Source organism: Caballeronia arvi (assembly GCF_001544695.2).
GTDB classification, from domain to species: domain Bacteria; phylum Pseudomonadota; class Gammaproteobacteria; order Burkholderiales; family Burkholderiaceae; genus Caballeronia; species Caballeronia arvi.
In genome coordinates, this window is the sequence record NZ_FCOM02000013.1 from 61166 (window position 1) to 79997 (window position 18832).

18 protein-coding genes and 1 riboswitch are annotated in these 18832 nt (G+C 64.3%); of the genes, 10 read left to right on the forward strand and 8 right to left on the reverse strand.

Translation table 11 applies throughout. The annotated features are described in order from the left end of the window. Positions 1 to 153: 153 nt before the first annotated feature. Positions 154 to 1719: a DEAD/DEAH box helicase gene (locus tag AWB74_RS17145; RefSeq protein ID WP_061147933.1), complete on the forward strand. Its 1566-nt coding sequence runs from the start codon at positions 154 to 156 to the stop codon at positions 1717 to 1719. 37 nt (positions 1720 to 1756) lie between these two features. Here AWB74_RS17145 and AWB74_RS17150 read toward each other — a convergent pair whose 3' ends face one another. From AWB74_RS17150 to AWB74_RS17165, 4 genes are all read right to left on the reverse strand, one after another. Beyond that, entirely contained in the window at positions 1757 to 2266 is a 510-nt protein-coding gene (locus tag AWB74_RS17150) for a hypothetical protein (RefSeq protein WP_061147934.1), read from the reverse strand. Positions 2267 to 2307: 41 nt separating this feature from the next. Continuing rightward, complete coding sequence (locus AWB74_RS17155) at positions 2308 to 3132, reverse strand: ferritin-like domain-containing protein (RefSeq protein ID WP_061147935.1); 825 nt, start codon at positions 3130 to 3132, stop codon at positions 2308 to 2310. 309 nt (positions 3133 to 3441) lie between these two features. Continuing rightward, entirely contained in the window at positions 3442 to 4767 is a 1326-nt protein-coding gene (locus AWB74_RS17160; protein ID WP_061147936.1) for an MFS transporter, read from the reverse strand. A 125-nt stretch (positions 4768 to 4892) separates the two neighbouring features. After that, entirely contained in the window at positions 4893 to 6530 is a 1638-nt protein-coding gene (locus tag AWB74_RS17165) for a gamma-glutamyltransferase family protein (RefSeq protein ID WP_061147937.1), read from the reverse strand. Positions 6531 to 6988: 458 nt separating this feature from the next. Here AWB74_RS17165 and AWB74_RS17170 point away from each other — a divergent pair, with 458 nt between their 5' ends. Next, entirely contained in the window at positions 6989 to 7186 is a 198-nt protein-coding gene (locus AWB74_RS17170; protein ID WP_061123832.1) for a hypothetical protein, read from the forward strand. Between the two features lie 80 nt (positions 7187 to 7266). Here the strand turns inward: AWB74_RS17170 and AWB74_RS17175 are convergent, their stop codons facing one another. After that, entirely contained in the window at positions 7267 to 7647 is a 381-nt protein-coding gene (locus tag AWB74_RS17175) for a hypothetical protein (RefSeq protein WP_061147938.1), read from the reverse strand. 207 nt (positions 7648 to 7854) lie between these two features. Here AWB74_RS17175 and glpK point away from each other — a divergent pair, with 207 nt between their 5' ends. Continuing rightward, entirely contained in the window at positions 7855 to 9351 is a 1497-nt protein-coding gene (gene glpK, locus AWB74_RS17180; protein WP_061147939.1) for a glycerol kinase GlpK, read from the forward strand. A 100-nt stretch (positions 9352 to 9451) separates the two neighbouring features. Next, a riboswitch (FMN riboswitch) is annotated at positions 9452 to 9615 on the forward strand. Positions 9616 to 9761: 146 nt separating this feature from the next. Beyond that, positions 9762 to 10523: a 3,4-dihydroxy-2-butanone-4-phosphate synthase gene (gene ribB, locus AWB74_RS17185; protein ID WP_061147940.1), complete on the forward strand. Its 762-nt coding sequence runs from the start codon at positions 9762 to 9764 to the stop codon at positions 10521 to 10523. A gap of 3 nt (positions 10524 to 10526) precedes the next feature. Here ribB and AWB74_RS17190 read toward each other — a convergent pair whose 3' ends face one another. From AWB74_RS17190 to AWB74_RS17200, 3 genes are read right to left on the reverse strand one after another with little or no spacing between them, the layout of a single operon-like run. Beyond that, positions 10527 to 11213 (reverse strand): HAD family hydrolase, encoded by a 687-nt coding sequence (locus AWB74_RS17190; RefSeq protein ID WP_061147941.1) that lies wholly within the window; start codon positions 11211 to 11213, stop codon positions 10527 to 10529. A 37-nt stretch (positions 11214 to 11250) separates the two neighbouring features. Beyond that, positions 11251 to 12429, reverse strand: a complete 1179-nt coding sequence (locus AWB74_RS17195; RefSeq protein ID WP_061147942.1) for an MFS transporter — start codon at positions 12427 to 12429, stop codon at positions 11251 to 11253. Between the two features lie 18 nt (positions 12430 to 12447). Then, complete coding sequence (locus tag AWB74_RS17200) at positions 12448 to 12825, reverse strand: VOC family protein (RefSeq protein ID WP_061147943.1); 378 nt, start codon at positions 12823 to 12825, stop codon at positions 12448 to 12450. A gap of 99 nt (positions 12826 to 12924) precedes the next feature. Between AWB74_RS17200 and AWB74_RS17205 the strand changes: the two genes are divergently transcribed. From AWB74_RS17205 to AWB74_RS17230, 6 genes are all read left to right on the forward strand, one after another. After that, on the forward strand, positions 12925 to 13908 hold the full coding sequence (locus AWB74_RS17205; RefSeq protein WP_061148036.1) for a LysR family transcriptional regulator: 984 nt from the start codon (positions 12925 to 12927) through the stop codon (positions 13906 to 13908). Between the two features lie 100 nt (positions 13909 to 14008). Then, the gene (gene miaB, locus AWB74_RS17210) at positions 14009 to 15379 is read left to right on the forward strand and encodes a tRNA (N6-isopentenyl adenosine(37)-C2)-methylthiotransferase MiaB (protein WP_061147944.1); all 1371 of its coding nucleotides are present in this window, start codon (positions 14009 to 14011) and stop codon (positions 15377 to 15379) included. Positions 15380 to 15391: 12 nt separating this feature from the next. After that, the gene (locus tag AWB74_RS17215) at positions 15392 to 16510 is read left to right on the forward strand and encodes a PhoH family protein (RefSeq protein ID WP_061147945.1); all 1119 of its coding nucleotides are present in this window, start codon (positions 15392 to 15394) and stop codon (positions 16508 to 16510) included. After that, on the forward strand, positions 16510 to 16974 hold the full coding sequence (gene ybeY / locus AWB74_RS17220) for an rRNA maturation RNase YbeY (protein ID WP_061147946.1): 465 nt from the start codon (positions 16510 to 16512) through the stop codon (positions 16972 to 16974). The genes AWB74_RS17215 and ybeY overlap by 1 nt, the downstream gene beginning before the upstream one ends. A gap of 24 nt (positions 16975 to 16998) precedes the next feature. Next, a complete protein-coding gene (locus AWB74_RS17225) occupies positions 16999 to 17679 on the forward strand; it encodes a gamma-glutamylcyclotransferase (RefSeq protein ID WP_061147947.1) in 681 nt (226 codons plus the stop codon). A 175-nt stretch (positions 17680 to 17854) separates the two neighbouring features. Then, on the forward strand, positions 17855 to 18760 hold the full coding sequence (locus tag AWB74_RS17230; RefSeq protein ID WP_061147948.1) for an HlyC/CorC family transporter: 906 nt from the start codon (positions 17855 to 17857) through the stop codon (positions 18758 to 18760). The last annotated feature ends 72 nt before the right edge of the window (positions 18761 to 18832 follow it).

The window sequence follows — 18832 nt, forward strand, 5'->3', positions numbered from 1 at the left end:
CGCGGCAACGCCCGGCGATCGCTGATCGCCGAATGGCCCGCCGCCCGATTCATTTCCGAGCGTTGCACATGCGCTCTGCCGGCCGAACCCTGATTCGCCGCAGCCTCGATTCGCATGCGCGCCGTTCGACATAACGAATAGAACGCCCAATTTATGTCTTTTGATTCGCTCGGCCTGTCCGAACCCTTGCTTCGCGCCGTCAACGAACTCGGCTATTCCAGTCCCACCCCGATCCAGCTCCAGGCGATTCCCGCCGTACTGAAAGGCGGCGACCTGCTCGCGGGCGCGCAGACCGGCACGGGCAAGACCGCCGGCTTCACACTGCCGATCCTGCAACGCCTGTCGCAACTTGCGCCCGCCAGCGGCGGCGCCAAGCGTCCCGTGCGCGCGCTCATTCTCACGCCGACGCGCGAGCTAGCCGCGCAGGTCGAGGAAAGCGTGCGGGCGTACGGCAAATATCTGAAGCTCAAGTCGACGGTGATGTTCGGCGGCGTCGGCATCAATCCGCAGATCGACGCGCTGCGCCGCGGCGTCGATATCGTCGTCGCGACGCCGGGGCGTCTGCTCGATCACATGCAGCAAAAGACCATCGACGTTTCGCAGCTCGAAATTCTCGTGCTCGACGAAGCCGATCGCATGCTCGACATGGGTTTCATCCACGACATCAAGCGCGTGCTCGCAAAGCTGCCGGCGAAGCGTCAGAACCTGCTGTTCTCAGCCACGTTCTCCGACGAGATCAAGGCGCTCGCCGACAGCCTGCTCGATTCGCCCGCGCTCATCGAAGTCGCGCGCCGCAATACGACGGCCGAGACGGTCGAGCAGAAGATCCATCCGGTCGATCGCGACCGCAAGCGCGAAATGCTCACGCATCTCATCCGCGGCAACAACTGGTTCCAGGTGCTCGTCTTCACGCGCACGAAGCACGGCGCGAACCGTCTCGCCGAGCAACTGGCGAAGGACGGCATCAGCGCCCTCGCGATTCACGGCAACAAGAGCCAGTCGGCCCGCACGCGAGCGCTCGCCGAATTCAAGGCCGAGACGCTGCAGGTGCTGGTCGCAACCGATATCGCCGCGCGCGGCATCGACATCGATCAGTTGCCGCACGTCGTCAACTTCGATCTGCCGAACGTGCCGGAAGACTACGTGCACCGCATCGGCCGCACAGGGCGCGCGGGCGCGGAAGGCGAAGCGGTGTCGCTCGTGTGCGTCGATGAGCATCAATTGCTGAAGGATATCGAGCGTCTCATCAAGCGTCCGATTCCGCGCGAAGTCATTCCCGGCTTCGAGCCGGACCCGAACGCGAAGCCGGAGCCGATCCAGCGCCGCAGCCAAGGACGCGGTCAGGGTCAAGGGCAAGGGCAAGGACGTCAGGGTCAGCGCAGCGGCGAAGCACGTGCGACCAGCGAAACGCGTTCGGGCGGCGAATCGCGACGCAGCGGTGAACCGCGTCGCGACGGCGGCCGGCCGAACGGCGAGGGTCGCGGCGCGCGGCCGTCGAACGGTGGCAATGCGGGTAATGGCGGCAAGCCCGGCGCTCAGCCTTCCCGTGAAGCGCGCAGCCCGAGCAAGCCGAACGTGAACCCGAACTCGACGCCGCGACGCGCGGAATCGCAGCAGGCCGGCCACGTCGCGAATTCGCGCAAGCCGACCGCGGGCAACCCCGGCGCACTGCTCGGCGGCCGGCGCGATGCGCTGCGTTCGGGCGATCGCAGCCGATAAACGAGTTGTTATGACCCGGTGCGCCGCACCGGGCGTTTCAGGCGGCGGCGCTGGCCGCCCGCTTCAGCCATTCGAGTTGCTCGCGCCAACGCGTGAGCGCCGATTGCGCATCAGTCAGTTCGAACGCGATTCCATTCGTGAGTCGCGCATAACCCACCCGCTGCATTTCACCGCTCTCGATCGTGCCGACGAAGCACGCGAGCGGCACGTCGTCCAGCGACACCTGGCGCGCATCGAGATGCACCTGATAGAACGCCTCGTCGAACACGAAGGTGAGCGTCGCGCGCCCCGTCGCGATGACGGCCTGCGCGGTCCGCGACGTCGGCCACAGCGCGAACGCAAGCGTGCGCGCGTCGGGCGCGAGCAGTTCCCCGGCGCCCAATAGCGCGGTTCGCACGCGATGACCTTGATCGGCGGCGCAGAGCGATGCGGTGAAACCGACATCGGCGCCCGCGAGCGTGCCGTCGAAGAGCGCGCGCAGTTCGGGCGGCCATTCATCGAAGATGGAATGCGAGGCAAGCGAGGGCGGCGCGTGGGGATCGGTCATATAAAGATGCCGGCGTGGGACCGGCATCGTCGGGTGAGGGGTTAGCGGAAGAACAACTGCGTCATCTTCGAGAGCGGATAGTGCACGCCGGGCTGAATCCGCGCGGGCAAGTCGAGCGGCTTGAGCAGCATCTTGATGGCCTGATCCGCGGACAGATTGCGCCGCACGAGCGCATTCACGCGTGCGGAAAGCTCACGGTTGTACTGCGCATCCTGCGCATGCTCAGGATAACGAATGGCGAAGACATGCCGTAGCGCAATCTCCGAATCTTCGCTCTTCAACTCCGCCACGCGCCGCACGAGCGCGCCGAGCACGGCCATGCGGCCATTGCCTTCGATCTTGTTCCACTTCTTGAAGAAGTGGAAAAAGTGCTTGTAGTGCCGCACTTCGTCCGTGCGAATGTTGTCAGTGATCTCTTTGAGCACCGGTTCGTCGGAACATTCGTTGATCGCTCGATACAGCGTGGCGGTGCCCGTCTCGACGACGCAACGCGCCACCATCTCGAGCGCGCGCTTCTTCTCGAATGCCTCGTATGAGCAGGTGAGCGAGTATTCGTCGAAGAAATTCTTGAACGCCGTGTCCCAGTCGAATCCGGGCCACACGTAATTGATGTAAGTCTTGAGCGCCCTGCCGTGCTGCATCTCTTCGGGCTCCCACTCATTGTTGAGCCACGCCGAGATCTCGGGGTCGTCGTGAAAATACTTGCTTAGATTACTGGTGTAAAGGTCCGTGCCGCTCTCGATGAACGAGCAGGCGCACAACAACAAAAGAAGATGCTCGTTGGACGCTGCCTTGTTGCGATCGATCCGCGTGAGATCGATGTCTTCGATGCGCCACGGCATCACGTGAGTACTGTCTGTGTGCATATATCCGCGCTCCCAGGCTGGACTGAACGCGCCATCGGCCAACAAGAGACGGCCGAGGTTCAGGTGACGCCAGGCGCGGTTTTCGTCCTGGCGTCCTCAACTTCAAGTATTAGCGGCTTGTCTTTCCATCTTAGCCGCCCTGCAACGAGTTTGCAGACATGGGGACAGACTCATGCGCGGTGCGCCGGTTCCGTTCGGGCCAAATTCTTACGACTCGGACGGCGGCCTTCGATGCAGCGCAGCATGAAACGTGCCGATTCTTGCTTGAAGTCGATACCTGGGAAATGCAAACGTAATCTGGATGCGTCGCTACGTCGCTCGCCGCGCCGCGCGCATGCGCCACGCGACGATCGCCAGCGACACGCCCGACAGCACCGCGGCCATCAACACGTAGTAGCTCGGCGCGAGCTTGTCGCCGGTGACGTGGATGAACGCCTCGACGATCGTCGGCGCGAAACCGCCGAAGAGCGTCACGCCGAGCGCATAACCGATCGATAGGCCGGTCGAGCGCACGCGTGTCGGAAAGATTTCGGACATCAGCGCGGGCATCGGACCGGAGTACGCGGCCTTCAAAATGCCCGCGACGGCTTGCAGCACGACGAGCGAGGCGACGGTCGGATGCGTTTGCAGCCATGCAAACATCGGATAAATCGTGACACCCATGACGATCGACGTCCCGAGCATGATGCGGATACGTCCGAGCCGGTCGGAGAGCGCGCCCATCAGCGGGGAAAAGACGAACTGAAGTCCGCCATTGAGCACGACGACGGCAAACGATGCAGCCGCCGGCAGATGCAACTGCTTGACCGCGTACATCGGCATGTAGAGCTGAAGGACATACACGCCCACTGTCGACTGCGCGACGATGCCCACCGCGAGCAACAGATTGAGCCATTGATTCGAGAACGAGACGCCGGGAGCGCTAGCCTTCGCTGCGGAACGCGTCGCGAGAAACTCCGGCGTTTCGTCCAGATGCGAACGGATGTAATAGCCGACCGGACCGACGAGCAGACCGAAGACGAACGGAATGCGCCATCCCCAGCTTTCGAGTTGCGGCTGCGGCAGCCACGCGCTCAGAAGCGCGCCGAACGCCGCGGCCGTGATCGCAGCGAGTCCCTGGCTCGCGAACTGCCAGCTCGCGTAATAGCCGCGCCGCGATTCACTGTGCTCGACCATGAACGCAGTCGCGCTGCCGAATTCGCCGCCGACCGCGAAACCTTGAACGAGTCGCGCGAGCAAAATCAGCAGCGGCGCCGCGACACCGATTTGTTGATACGACGGCATCACCGCCATCGTGAGCGTGCCGATCATCATCAGCAGAATGGCGAGCGTGAGCGCGGCCTTGCGCCCTTTGCGGTCGCCGTAGATGCCGAGCACGACTGCGCCGAGCGGGCGCATGAGAAACGAGATGCCGAACGTGCCGATGGCCAGCATGGTCGAAAGCCACTCGTCGTGCGACGGGAAGAACGCTTTCGCGATGACCGTCGCGAAGTAGCCGTAGACGAGAAAGTCGAACCATTCGAGCGCGTTGCCGACCGACGACGAAAACACGATGCGGCGGATCATCGCCTTGGAGGGCGCTGCTTTGGCCGGGGACGTTTCAGACTCCGGCGCTCGATATACCTGTTCGCTCATGGCGCTTCCTCTCTATTCGCCCGATGCGGGCACGCACGGTCCCTTTCGCGTGCCCGAAAGCAGCGAATGAACACGAGGTAATCGTGATTGGAGGCCGCTCATGCGGCGCGGCCTCCGAAGCGGAATCAGAACCCGGCGGCGAGTCCGTCGCGCCGGCTGTCGCTTGCCGCGACATATCCGCGCTCAGGATCGTTGCGATCGAGCTTCCAGATGTATTGGCCGGAGCCGAAGTCCATGTAAGGATCGTCGACGGACTTGATCGTGTGGCCGAGGCCTTCGAGCGCCCGCGCGGTTTGCAGATCGAGCGTGGCCTCGATGTCGATCGTGAAGTCGCGGTTGACCTTCCAGCGCGGCGCATCGCACGCGGCCTGCGGTTGCTGGCCGTAGTCGAGCATACGCACGACGGATTGCAGATGACCCTGCGGCTGCATGTCGCCGCCCATGACGCCGAAGCTCATGACCGCTTCACGCGTGCCATCGACTTCTTGCGTCAGGAACGCGGGAATGATCGTATGGAACGGGCGCTTGCCGCCTTCGACGACGTTCGCGGACTTCGGATCCATCGAAAAGCCGCAGCCGCGGTTTTGCAGGGAGATGCCGGTATCCGGCACGACCACGCCCGAGCCGAAGCCCATGTAATTCGACTGGATGAAGCTCACCATCATGCCGCGCTCGTCGGCGACCGACATGTAGATGGTGCCGCCCGCCTTCGGCATGCCGAAGTCGAACTGCGTGGCCTTCGCCGGGTCGATGAGCTTCGCGCGCTGTGCGAGATACGCGTCGTCGAGCATCTGCTCGGGCGTCACTTCCATGGAGCGCGGATCGGCGACATAGCGATAGACGTCGGCGAATGCGAGCTTCATCGCCTCGATCTGCAAATGCTGCGACTCGATGCGATCGACGGTGAGCGCGCTGACATCGAACTTGTCGAGAATGCCGAGCGCGATGAGCGCCGCAATGCCCTGCCCGTTCGGCGGAATCTCATGCACCGTGTAGCCGCGATAGTCCTTGCTGATCGGCTCGACCCAGTCCGCGCGATAGTTGCGCAGGTCGTCCATCGATAGTGCTGCGCCGCCCTCGCGTGCAAACGACACGATGCGCTCCGCGATCTCACCCTCGTAGTACGCGCGCGGACCGTGCTGCGCGAGCAGCCGCAGCGTCTTCGCGTGGCCGGGAAAGCGCACGAGCTCGCTCACTTCGGGCGCGCGGCCGCGCGGCATGAAGACATCCGCGAAGCCCGGCTGATCCTTCAGTTCCGGAACCGCCGCCGCCCACTTGTACGCGACGATGCTCGCCACCGCATGACCGCGCTCGGCGATCTCGATGGCAGGCTCCATCAGGTCGGCGAAAGGCAGCGAGCCGAACTTCCCGTGCAGCGCCTCCCAGCCCGCAATGACGCCGGGCACCGTGACCGTGTCCCAGCCGCGCTTCGGCTGGCGCGCGAGCCCGTCTTCCTCGCCGTATTTGCGCCGGAAGTAATCGATGTTCCAGGCGGCCGGCGACACGCCCGATGCGTTCAGCCCATGCAGCTTCTTGCCGTCCCAGACGAGCGCGAAGGCATCGCCGCCCAGGCCGCACGACACCGGCTCGACAACGGTAATGGCGGCCGCCGCAGCGATGGCCGCATCGACGGCATTGCCGCCCTTCCAGAGCATGCGCAAGCCCGCTTGCGCGGCGAGCGGATGCGATGTCGAAACGATATTGCGGGCGAACACCGGCAGGCGCGGCGTGGGATACGGGTTTTGCCAGTTGAAGCGAGTCATTGAATGAAGTCCGAAATGCGAAGAGACCGAGCGTCCCGGCTGTTTTTAGCAGCGACCGGGCAAAAGAGAAATATTGCATTGTCCGCTTAATCCAAAACAAATTCATTTATCGTATGAATTGATGAACAACGCGCATGAATGGGCCGATGCACGATACGGATTCGCTTCCCCGCAGCGGCCGCGTTTGTGTGCGCCGCCGCACGAAGTTCGAGTGGATTCTCCAAATTCACGCGAACGATGGACCGCCTCGGCGCGGTCAAAAAGTCAAAGCGAAAATTTTCACTGCAAATTTGGCACTTGTCAGACGCTTGCCTACAATCCCAATTCCCGGCAAACGCAGTACAAAATCAACGCCTTTGCCCGGCAGTTTTTCAGTTTCCCCGTACAACGCTTCGATGCAAAAAGATCCGGCTTACAAAGCCGGCTGCTTATGCCGTTCGGTCGTCATGGAGAACACAATGCTGAGTCCGCACGAATTTGCCACGCTGCTACTGGTTCAGGAAGCGCCCAATCAGGTCGACATGGAACGCGCAGAACTCGATGCCCTGCTCGAACGCCAGCTCGTTCAGCTCGAGAATCTCGCCTCCGGACGTCAGCAATGGCGCCTCACGGCCACCGGGGACTCCACCGTCAAGGCTTTCAAACGCTACTCGTAGCACGCGCAGCAGGACTCAGGACTCAGGGCGCGGCCAGCGGCCGCGTCCGTTGCACCTCTCTCATCTCAAAGCAAGCCGCTTCATCCGGCGCGCAGTGTCGGGTCGACCGCGGCACGCCAGCTCAACGCCTGCGCGCGCTGATCCAGAAAGAATTTCGCCCAGGCGCTTTGTGCCTCGGGGCCGGGATTCGCCCGATAGGCGCGATACCGTTCAGCGATCGCCGCCTGGAACGCGCAGAAGCGCTCTTTCGACAGCCCGCCTCGACGCTCGGCCACATAGGCATCGAAGAAGGCCGAGTAGACGGATTGCGCGTCCGCGCCGTAATCGACCGGGGACGTTGCGCACATGCCTTGCAGCGCGTTGAACGACGCCGCGCCCGTGGCGCTATCGAGACTCGGCGTTCCCACACAGCCCGCCAGCAGCGCCGCACCCAGCACGCCTGAAACCAACGACACTCGCATCGCTCTCACCCTTCGTTCGATCTGGTGCCGCCAGTATCGGCCCATCGGCAGCGCTGCGCCACTCGGCCGAATGGCATAGGCATTTTGCGCAAGACGTCAGACATGTCGCGCGGCCTATGACATTCGGCCAGGTTGTCCGCGTGGCCTCGCTCCGATAGATTGCGCAGACGGACATCGCGTCCATGTCCGTTCAGACCGGAGGAGACCATGCAGGATCAGTACGTTCTCGCGCTCGACCAGGGCACCACCAGCTCGCGCGCCATGCTGTTCGACAGGAGCGGCAACGTCGTGTCCGTGGCGCAGAAGGAATTCCGGCAGATTTATCCGCAAGCGGGCTGGGTCGAGCATGATCCGCTGGAGATCTGGTCGACTCAGGCAGGCGTCGCCGCGGAAGCCGTCACGCGCGCGGGCGTGACCGCCTCGTCGATCGCGGCGGTCGGCATCACGAACCAGCGCGAGACCACCATCGTCTGGGATCGGGAGACAGGCAAGCCGGTATATAACGCCATCGTCTGGCAGGACCGGCGCACGGCAGGCCTTTGCGATGAACTCAAGTCACGCGGCCTCGAAGCGATGGTGCGCGCAAAAACCGGCCTGCCGATCGACGCCTACTTCTCCGCGACGAAGATCCGCTGGATCCTCGACAACGTCGAAGGCGCGCGCGACAAGGCGCGGCAAGGGCGGCTCGCCTTCGGCACCGTGGACAGCTGGCTCGTGTGGAATTTCACGCGGCATGGCATGCACATCACCGATATCACGAACGCCTCGCGCACGATGCTCTTCAACATCCACGAGCGGCGCTGGGACGACGAACTGCTCGACGCGCTCGACATTCCGCGCCGCATGCTGCCCGAAGTGCGCTCCTCGTCCGAGGTGTACGGCGCGACGCAAGGCACGGTATTCGCCGCGGACGTCCCGCTCGCATCGCTGGCCGGCGATCAGCACGCGGCGCTTTTCGGGCAAATGTGCACGGACTCCGGCATGGTGAAGAACACCTACGGCACAGGGTGCTTCCTCGTCACGAACACGGGCGCAAAGCCGATCGAGTCGCGCAATAACCTCGTCACGACGATCGCATGGCAGATCGGCGACCGGGTCGACTATGCGCTCGAAGGCAGCATCTTTATCGCAGGCGCGGTCGTGCAATGGTTGCGCGACGGGCTCGGGATCATCCGCCGAGCGAGCGATATCGAAACGCTCGCGCGCGGCGTGCCGCATAGCGACGGCGTCTACTTCGTGCCCGCGTTCGCCGGACTCGGCGCGCCGCACTGGAACGCGCGTGCGCGCGGCACGCTCTTCGGCGTGACGCGCGGCACGACATCGAGCCACATCGCGCGCGCGGCGCTCGACTCGATCGCGTATCAGTCGCTCGACGTGCTCAAGGCGATGGAAGCGGACTCGGGCATGCGCATTGGCGAATTGCGCGTCGACGGCGGCGCCTGCGCGAACGATCTGCTGATGCAGTTCCAGGCGGATCTCCTCGGCGTCGAAGTCGCGCGCCCGCGCATCGCGGAAACGACCGCGCTGGGGGCGGCCTACCTCGCGGGGCTCGCGGTCGGCTACTGGAAGGATGTCGGCGAGCTGAACGCGCAATGGCAGCTCGAACGGCGTTTCGCGCCGTCGATGCCCGCAGGGGAAATCGAGTCGTGTCTCGCCGGGTGGCAACGCGCGGTCAATGCGGCGAAGGCCTGGGCCGATAGCTAGACGGCGCTTTTTGCAAAGCTTATGACGCATGCGGCGGTGCAAAAAGCCCGCGCGTGCGGTATCCTAAAAAAGCTGACGGGTCACGGCCCGAAGGCATTCAGTACGTCTTCAGGGCGGGGTGTAATTCCCCACCGGCGGTATGTGGCGAGGCTTCGCGGCCAGACCACGAGCCCGCGAGCGCCCGCGCGAGCAACATGCGCGGGGTCAGCAGATCTGGTGAGATGCCAGAGCCGACGGTCACAGTCCGGATGAGAGAAGATGTGCAGATGGTCATGTCCGTTCCCCTCCGCGATTCATGCATCGCGCCGAACCGGACGACGCCGCTCAAGCGTCGCCGCGGGGTGTCGTTCTGTCTGTTTGCAATGCCCTGAAACGTTTTTCGCTTAAATTTTTGCGCGAGAGCGTTTCACATGTCCCAGACCCAAGCTACCACCAGCCTGTCGTTCGCCGCACCCGCCGTCATCGCCGATGACGCCGCCTCCGACCTTCCGCAACTCGCATCGTCCGCTATTCCGGCGCGCATCGCCGCCGCGCTCGACGCCATGCGCGAAGGCCGCCCCGTCGTCCTGCAGGACGATGACGACCGCGAGAACGAAGCCGACCTGATCGTCGCCGCCGAGAGGCTCACCGACGCCACGATGGCCCTGCTCATCCGCGAATGCAGCGGCATCGTGTGCCTTTGCCTGCCCGACGAAAAAGTGCGCGCGCTCGAACTCCCGCCGATGGCCGCCGCCAACGGCAGCCGCTACGGCACCGCGTTCACCGTGTCGATCGAAGCACGCGAAGGCGTGACCACGGGCGTGTCGGCGGCCGATCGCGTGACGACGATTCGCGCGGCCATCGCCGATCACGCGAAGCCGGGCGATATCGTCCGGCCCGGTCACGTATTCCCGCTACGCGCGATGCCGGGCGGCGTGCTCGCACGGCGCGGCCACACGGAAGGCACCGTCGACCTGGCGATCCTCGCCGGTCTCAAACCCGCCGGCGTGCTGTGCGAACTGATGAACCCCGACGGCACGATGACGCGCGGCGCACAGGTCGAGCGCTTCGCGAAGGAGCACGGCCTGCCGATGCTGACCATCGCGGAGCTGGTGGAATTTCGTGAGGCGCTGGCGGCCGCGCGTCAACCGGTCGAAGAATCTGTTGAAGAAGCGGTCGAGGAAGCCGCGTAAAAATCAGGACAGCACGTCGCCGAAGTCCCCACGCACGCCCGCCGCGACGAGCGCGGGCAGTTCGTCCATGTGTTCCATGATCCGCGTGACGCCGGTTTCGCGCAGCACCTGCGCGTAGCCGGACGGAATATGGCTCGCGCCGACGAACGCAATCGTCTTCATGCCCGCCGCGCGCGCCGCCGTCAGTCCGGCGACGCTGTCCTCCACGACGAGGCAGCGCGCCGGATCGATTTCGAGCGTGCGCGCCGCTAGCAGATAGACATCGGGATAAGGCTTCGGCCGCTCGACCTGCTGCGCGCTGAAGACGCGCGCGCCGACGATCTCGGACAGACCCGCGCGCCGCACCGATGCGCGCACGCGCTCCATGCGGCTGTTCGACACCACCGCGACCGGCAGCCCGCAGCCTTCCAGCGCGGCGCGCACGCCGGCGATCGGTCCGACCGAGCTCGCGAGCTCGACGGAGACGCGCGCCTCGATCGTATTGACGAAATTCGGCGGCATCGCGATGCCGAACTTCGTCTCCAGATGGGCCAGAAAGCGTGAGGTCTGCTGCCCGAAAGCCGTCTTGACGACCGGTTTGAAGTCGATGCCGGGAAACGTCTCGGTGAGGACGTCCAGCATCACGCGATCCGCGATGACTTCGCTATCGACGAGCACGCCGTCGCAATCGCAGATGAGATGATCGATCATGTTGGCTCGGATTACGTTGAGCCAACATGATAAGCGCTCAGCAGGCGTCGGCTGCGTTTATGTCCGAAGTAACGCGCGGCGCATCCAGCCGCGCGGCGAGCCACGTCACGCCGAGCGCGGCGACCGCAACCACGGCGGCGGCCCACGGCAGCGCGTCGAGTCCGTGGCCGTGCGTCAGCACCGCGCCGCCGAGCCACGCGCCACCGGCATTGCCCACGTTGAATGCGCCGATATTCAGCGTCGACGCAAGATTCGGCGCGTCCTTCGCCTTCTCGACGACGCGCGTCTGCAGCGGCGGCACCGTCGCGAAAGCCGCAATGCCCCACACGAAAATCGTGACGATCGCGCCGATCTGGCTGTGACTCGTCTTCGCGAACACCGCCATCACGATGGCGAGCGTAAACAGAATGGCCATCAGCGACGGCATCAGCGCGCGGTCGGCGAGTCGGCCGCCGATCGTATTGCCGATCGTCAACCCGACGCCGAACAGCACCAGAATCAGCGTGACGGCGCGCGGCGAGAAGCCGCCGACCTGTTCGAGAATCGGCGCAATGTAAGTGAACACCACGAACACGCCGCCGAAGCCGAGCACCGTCATCGTCAGCGCGAGCCAGACCTGCGGGTCGCGCAGCACGCGCACTTCCCGGCCGAGGCCGCTCGGCGCTGCGTCATGGCGGTTCGGCACGAGCGCCGTCACGCCGAGCGCGGAGAGCACGCCCAGACCAGCGACGATCCAGAAGGTCGCGCGCCAGCCCAACTCCTGTCCGACGAATGTACCGAACGGCACGCCCAGCACGTTCGCGAGCGTGAGCCCGGTGAACATCAGCGCGATGGCGCTCGCGCGCTTTTCCGCCGGCACGAGCGACGCGGCCACGACTGCGCCGATGCCGAAGAACGAGCCGTGCGCGAACGAGGTCACGACGCGCGCGACCATCAGCAGGCCGTAGCCCGGCGCGACCGCGCACAGCACGTTGCCGACGATGAACACGGCCATCAGCAATTGCAGCGCGAGCTTGCGCGGCATCCTGGCGGTCAGCACGGCGAGCAACGGCGCGCCGACCGCGACGCCGAGCGCGTAACCGGTGACGAGCAGGCCCGCCGACGGAATTGACACGGCGAGATCGTGCGCGACGTTGGGCAGAAGGCCCATGATGACGAACTCCGTCGTGCCGATGGCAAAGGCGCTGATCGCCAGCGCGAGAAGCGGAAGAGGCATGTTGACTCCAGATCAGATTCAGAATTGCGCGATCACGAATTCGACGACCACGGCCGGCGCCAGCCGCACGAAAAGCTGACGCTCGCGGGCGAGCGGCACGTCGGCGAGCCGATACGCGTAGCCGCGGCAGTCGAGACGTTCGAGCAACGCGCGCCACTCGGCTTCATCGTCGATGCGCAGCGCCAGATGATCGATACGCGTCGCGTTCGGACTGTCCGATGAAGCCGCGACGCCCGTTGCGATCAGATGCACCGCCGGCCGCGCGCCGAGATACAGCCAGTAGCCGCCGACGCCAAACGGCGGCCGCGGACCGATCCGCATCCCGGCGATATCGACGAAAAAGCGCATGAGCGCATCGCAGTCGGGCGCGACGAGCGTGACATGGTCGAGTTGCATGACTTGTCTCCAGGGACTGAGCGCATTGTCCGGTTGCAGCGCACGATTGAGAATTGGTCTACGCTTTGAATCATTCTCAAGGCGGATTTGAAAATGACGATGGATCGGCTCGGCGACATGCGTCTTTTCGTGGAAGCGGCGGCGGCAGGCAGCCTTTCGGCGGCGGGGCGCAAGCTCGGGCTGTCGCCGGCGGCGGCGAGCGCGCGCCTCATCAAGCTGGAAAAAGCGCTGCACACGCGGCTCTTCGAACGCACGACGCGCCAGTTGCGCGTCACCGACGAAGGCCGCCTGTATCTGCAGCATTGCCGCGTGGCGCTACAGGCGATCGACGACGCCGAAGCCGCGCTTCAGGCCGGCCAGAACGTCGTGCGCGGCAAGGTGCGCATTTCGGCGACATCGAATTTCGGGCGCTCGCTGTTGCGCGGCTGGCTCGATGAATTCAGCGCGCTGCATCCGGACGTGCGGTTCGCACTGACGCTGTCCGATTCCGTGTCGAATCTGCTGCAGGAGGAAATCGATCTCGCGATCCGCTTCGGCGCGCCGCCCGACAGCGGGCTTGCCGCGCGCGCGCTCGCGCCGAATCGCCGGGTGTTGTGCGCGTCGCCGGACTATCTCGCGCGCAAAGGCACGCCGGCAACGCCCGCAGAACTCGTCGGGCACGATTTCGTCGTCGTGGTCACGGCGGCCGGGCCGCTCAACGAGCTGAGCTTCAGGCGCGGCGACGAGCGCTACGCGTACACGATCCCGCTCGCAGACGCCTGGGAAACCAACGACGGCGCGCTGCTGCGCGAGTGGGCGCTGGCGGGACACGGCATCGCGCATAAATCGATCTGGGATATCGCCGCCGATGTCCGCGCCGGCACGCTCAGGATGGTGCTGCCCGACTGGTGCACGCACGAGGCCGCGGTCCACGCGCTCTTTCACGCGAACCGCTACATGGCGCCGCGCGTGCGCGTGTTGCTGGACTTTCTGGTCGAGCGTTTCCAAAAGACGACGGACGAACTGCTCGGCGAACTCGCGTATCCGCCGGACAGGCGCGCCACGGCGTCAGGAATGGCTGCCGGCGCTATAATATCGGGCTAAATTGCAGTAAAAAGCGGGCCGTTCAGCGTAGAAGCGCTCGCGAAACCCTTCAATCTCTTACCAGCGCCCCCAGGTTAACCACTGCGACCGGCGACGATTCATGACCAAGAAAGTTTATGTAAAGACCTTCGGCTGCCAGATGAACGAGTACGACTCCGACAAAATGGTCGACGTGCTCGGCGCCGCTGAAGGCCTCGTCAAGACGGACACGCCCGAAGACGCGGACGTCATTCTGTTCAACACGTGCTCGGTGCGCGAAAAGGCCCAGGAGAAAGTGTTCTCCGATCTCGGCCGCGTGCGCGAGCTCAAGGAAGCGAATCCGAATCTGCTGATCGGCGTCGGCGGTTGCGTCGCGAGCCAGGAAGGCGCGTCGATCGTCGCGCGCGCGCCGTATGTCGATCTCGTATTCGGTCCGCAGACGCTGCATCGTCTGCCCGCGATGATCGACCAGCGCCGCGCCACTGGCCGCGCGCAAGTCGACATCTCCTTCCCCGAAATCGAGAAGTTCGATCATCTGCCGCCCGCGCGTGTCGACGGCCCGAGCGCGTTCGTGTCGATCATGGAAGGCTGCTCGAAATATTGCAGCTATTGCGTCGTGCCGTACACGCGCGGTGAGGAAGTCTCCCGTCCGCTCGACGACGTGCTCACCGAGATCGCCGGGCTCGCCGATCAGGGCGTGCGCGAAGTCACGTTGCTCGGGCAGAACGTGAACGCCTATCGCGGCGCGCTGACGCTCGGTTCGAGCGAAATAGCGGATTTCGCGACGCTCATCGAGTACGTCGCGGACGTGCCGGGCATCGAACGCATTCGCTATACGACTTCGCATCCGAAGGAATTCACGCAGCGTCTCATCGATACCTACGCGAAGGTGCCGAAGCTCGTCTCGCACTTGCACTTGCCGGTGCAGCACGGCTCGGACCGCATCCTGATGGCGATGAAGCGCGGCTACACCGTGCTCGAATACAAGTCGGTCATTCGCAAATTGCGCGCGATCCGTCCGGATTTGTCGCTGTCGACGGACTTCATCGTCGGCTTCCCCGGCGAGACGGAAGACGATTTCAACAAGATGATGGTGCTCGTCGACGAGATGCGCTACGACACGAGCTTTTCGTTCATCTACAGCCCGCGCCCCGGCACGCCCGCCGCGAATCTGCACGACGACACGCCTCGCGAAGTCAAGCTCAAGCGTCTGCAACATTTGCAGGCGACGATCGAGGAAAACGTGCAGCGTATCAGCGAATCGATGGTCGGAAAAGTCGAACGCATTCTGGTCGAGCGCCCGGCGCGCAAGGACCCGAACGAGCTCGCCGGACGCACGCAGAACAATCGCGTCGTCAATTTCCCCGCGCCGGTGGAATCGCACGCGCGTCTGATCGGCCAGATGATCGACGTGAAGATCGTGCATGCGTATCCACATTCGCTGCGCGGCGAGCTGGTGCTCGTGCCAGAGACGACCGCAGTCGCTAATTGAAGACAGGACACTTTGAAGAACGCTCCTACGCAGCATCTGGAATTCACCGCACCGCGCGAGGACAACGCGCGGCTCGCCAACCTCTGCGGCCCGCTCGATGAAAACCTGCGGCAGATCGAGCAGGCGCTCGACGTGACACTTTCGCGGCGCGGCCACAAGATTTCGATTCGTGGCCGTGGCGCGAAAGTCGCACTCGCCGCGCTCGAAAACTTCTACAACCGCGCGCGCGATCCGATTTCCGTCGACGATATTCAGCTCGCGCTCGTCGAAGCGCGTCATGCGACGCGCCGTGCGCGGGAAGCGCGCGAGGCCAATGGCGAAGAAGGCGAAGCCGATCCGCGTTTTCGCGCCGTCGATCCGGATCATCCGTTCGATGAACCGAGCGCCACGATCGATCTCGGCGACGACGAGGATCACGGTCCGAAGCTCTATACGCGCCGCGCCGACTTGCGCGGCCGCACGCCGGCGCAGCGCGAATATCTGAAGCAGATTCTTCAGCACGATGTGACCTTCGGCATCGGGCCGGCGGGCACGGGCAAGACGTATCTGGCGGTCGCGTGCGCGGTCGATGCGCTCGAGCGCGATCAGGTGAAGCGCATCGTGCTGACGCGGCCGGCCGTCGAAGCGGGCGAGCGGCTCGGCTTTCTGCCGGGCGATCTCGCGCAGAAAGTCGATCCATATCTGAGGCCGCTCTATGACGCGCTCTACGACCTGCTCGGCTTCGACAAGACGGCGAAGATGTTCGAGCGCCAGATGATCGAAATCGCTCCGCTCGCGTACATGCGCGGCCGCACGCTGAACCACGCGTTCATCATTCTCGACGAAGCGCAGAACACCACGCCCGAGCAGATGAAGATGTTCCTGACGCGTATCGGCTTCGGCTCGAAGGCGGTCGTCACCGGCGACACGACGCAGGTCGACTTGCCGCGCGGCCAGAAGAGCGGGCTCATCGAAGCGCAGCATGTGTTGTCGGAAGTGCGCGGCATCGCGATCACGCACTTCACGTCGGCGGACGTGGTGCGGCATCCGCTCGTCGCGCGCATCGTCGAGGCTTACGATGCGCAGGCGCAGAAAGACGCCGCATTGGCCGAAGCGGCACGTCAGGCGCAACAGGCGCAGCAGAAATCCTGATGACGCCGCGCCTTACCTTGACGATGCAGTTTCCCGCAGCGAAGGCGTTCCCGTCGCACAAGGCGATCCTGCCGCGCGCGACGGTCGCGCGCTGGATCAAGGCCGCACTTTTCGCGGATGCTGAGTTGACGGTGCGTTTCGTCGACGAGACAGAAGGCCGGATGCTCAACCGGACGTATCGGCAGAAGGATTACGCGACGAACGTGCTCACGTTCGCCTATGCGGAATCCGAAGACGATCCCGTCGCGGGCGACCTGATTCTGTGCTGCCCGGTCGTCGAGCGCGAAGCGGCCGAGCAAGGCAAGCCGCTCGCGGCGCATTACGCGCATCTGATCGTCCACGGCACGCTGCATGCGCAGGGCTACGACCACGAGGTCGAAAGCGAGGCGCACGAGATGGAATCGATCGAGACGGATATCATGCAGTCTCTGGGATTTTCCGATCCTTACGTGCCTCTGACCTGATCCCGGTCCAAAGCCCAACACGCTGTGAACGACAAGCTGCCCGACGCCACTCCTCTCACTGAAAATGCGTCCGCGCCCTGCCCGGACTATCCGCCGGCGCTCGGCGAATCCGCGTTGTGGACGGAGGCCGAACTCGCGGCATCGCGTGAAGCTGCGTTTGCACATTGGGACGGCAAGTCGGACGTGTGGCTCTTCGGTTACGGATCGCTGATCTGGAACCCCGGACTGCCGACGGTCGAAGCGGTGCGCGGCAAGGTGCATGGCTATCATCGCGGGCTTTATCTGTGGTCGCGCGTGAATCGCGGCACACCGGAACAGCCGGGCCTCGTGCTCGCGCTCGATCGCGGCGGATCGTGCACCGGCATGGCGTTTCGTCTCGAGGGCGTCGGGGCGACCGAACATCTCGACGTGCTCTGGCGCCGCGAAATGGCGATGGGCTCGTATCGGCCCGCGTGGCTGCCGTGCACGCTCGCGGACGGACGGCGCGTAGACGCGCTCGCGTTCGTGATGCGGCGGGAAGCGGCGTCTTACACGGGCAAACTCGCCGATCCGATCGTGCGCACGGTGCTCGGATGCGCGAGCGGCCGCTACGGCACGACGCTCGATTACGTCAGCCGGACCGTCGAGGCGCTGCGCGAAAGCGGAATGCCGGATCGGGCGCTGGAGGGGTTGTTGAGGCGGTGTCAGGGGCAGAAGCCGCAGTGATCCTTCGTGAACCATCGGCCGTTTGGTCAACGCTTGCGGGCGGACACACTCGTCGCATATTTATCGGCTAGGATGGGCTCATGACATGCGCGCCGCGCCACGCAGCCCGCCGTTTCCCTTGGTGTATGCTTAACTCTCCGAAAACCCGCGCCCGGTCACTTCCGGGCGCTCCGCTATGAACGAACCCTATCCCAGTCGACGCCATACCGACAAACCGCAGGAAAAACGCTCGCTTCTCGAACGTTTGACCGATTTCATCTCGCACGAGCCCGAATCGCGCGACGAACTTCTCGAAGTGCTTCAGGACGCGCACGAGCGCAACTTGCTCGACGCCGACTCGCTCTCGATGATCGAAGGCGTCTTCCAGGTGTCCGACCTCAGCGCTCGCGACATCATGATTCCGCGCGCCCAGATGGACGCCATCAATATCGCCGAGACGCCCGCCGAGTTCATCCCCTTCGTGCTCGAAAAAGCACACTCGCGCTATCCGGTCTACGAAGGCAACCGCGACAACATCATTGGCGTGCTGCTCGCCAAAGACCTGCTGCGCTACTACGCCGAAGAGGAATTCGACGTGCGCGGCATGTTGCGCCCCGCCGTCTTCATCCCGGAATCGAAGCGCCTGAACGTGCTGCTGCACGACTTCCGCGTGAATCGCAATCACATCGCGATCGTCGTCGATGAATACGGCGGCGTCGCGGGCCTCATCACCATCGAGGACGTGCTGGAGCAGATCGTCGGCGACATCGAGGACGAATACGACTTCGACGAAGAAGCCGGCAACATCATCGCGACGCCCGACGGCAAGTATCGCGTGCGCGCGTTGACCGGCATCGAACAGTTCAACGAGGAGTTCGGCGCCGATTTCTCTGACGACGAAGTGGACACCATCGGCGGGCTCGTCACGCATCGCTTCGGGCGCGTGCCGCATCGCGGCGAAAAGGTGCGCATCGACGAGTTCGTGTTCGAGATCCTGCGCGGCGACGCTCGGCAGATTCACGTTCTCCTCGTGCGGCGCGTGCCGAATCTCGCGCAGCAACATCATCACGCGGGCGACGACGAAGACGAACTACGCGACTGACGCGCACGAGAACGGACGCCGGAATACATCGGTGTCCGTCATGAAGCCTTCGCCCACCTCTGCTTTACTCCG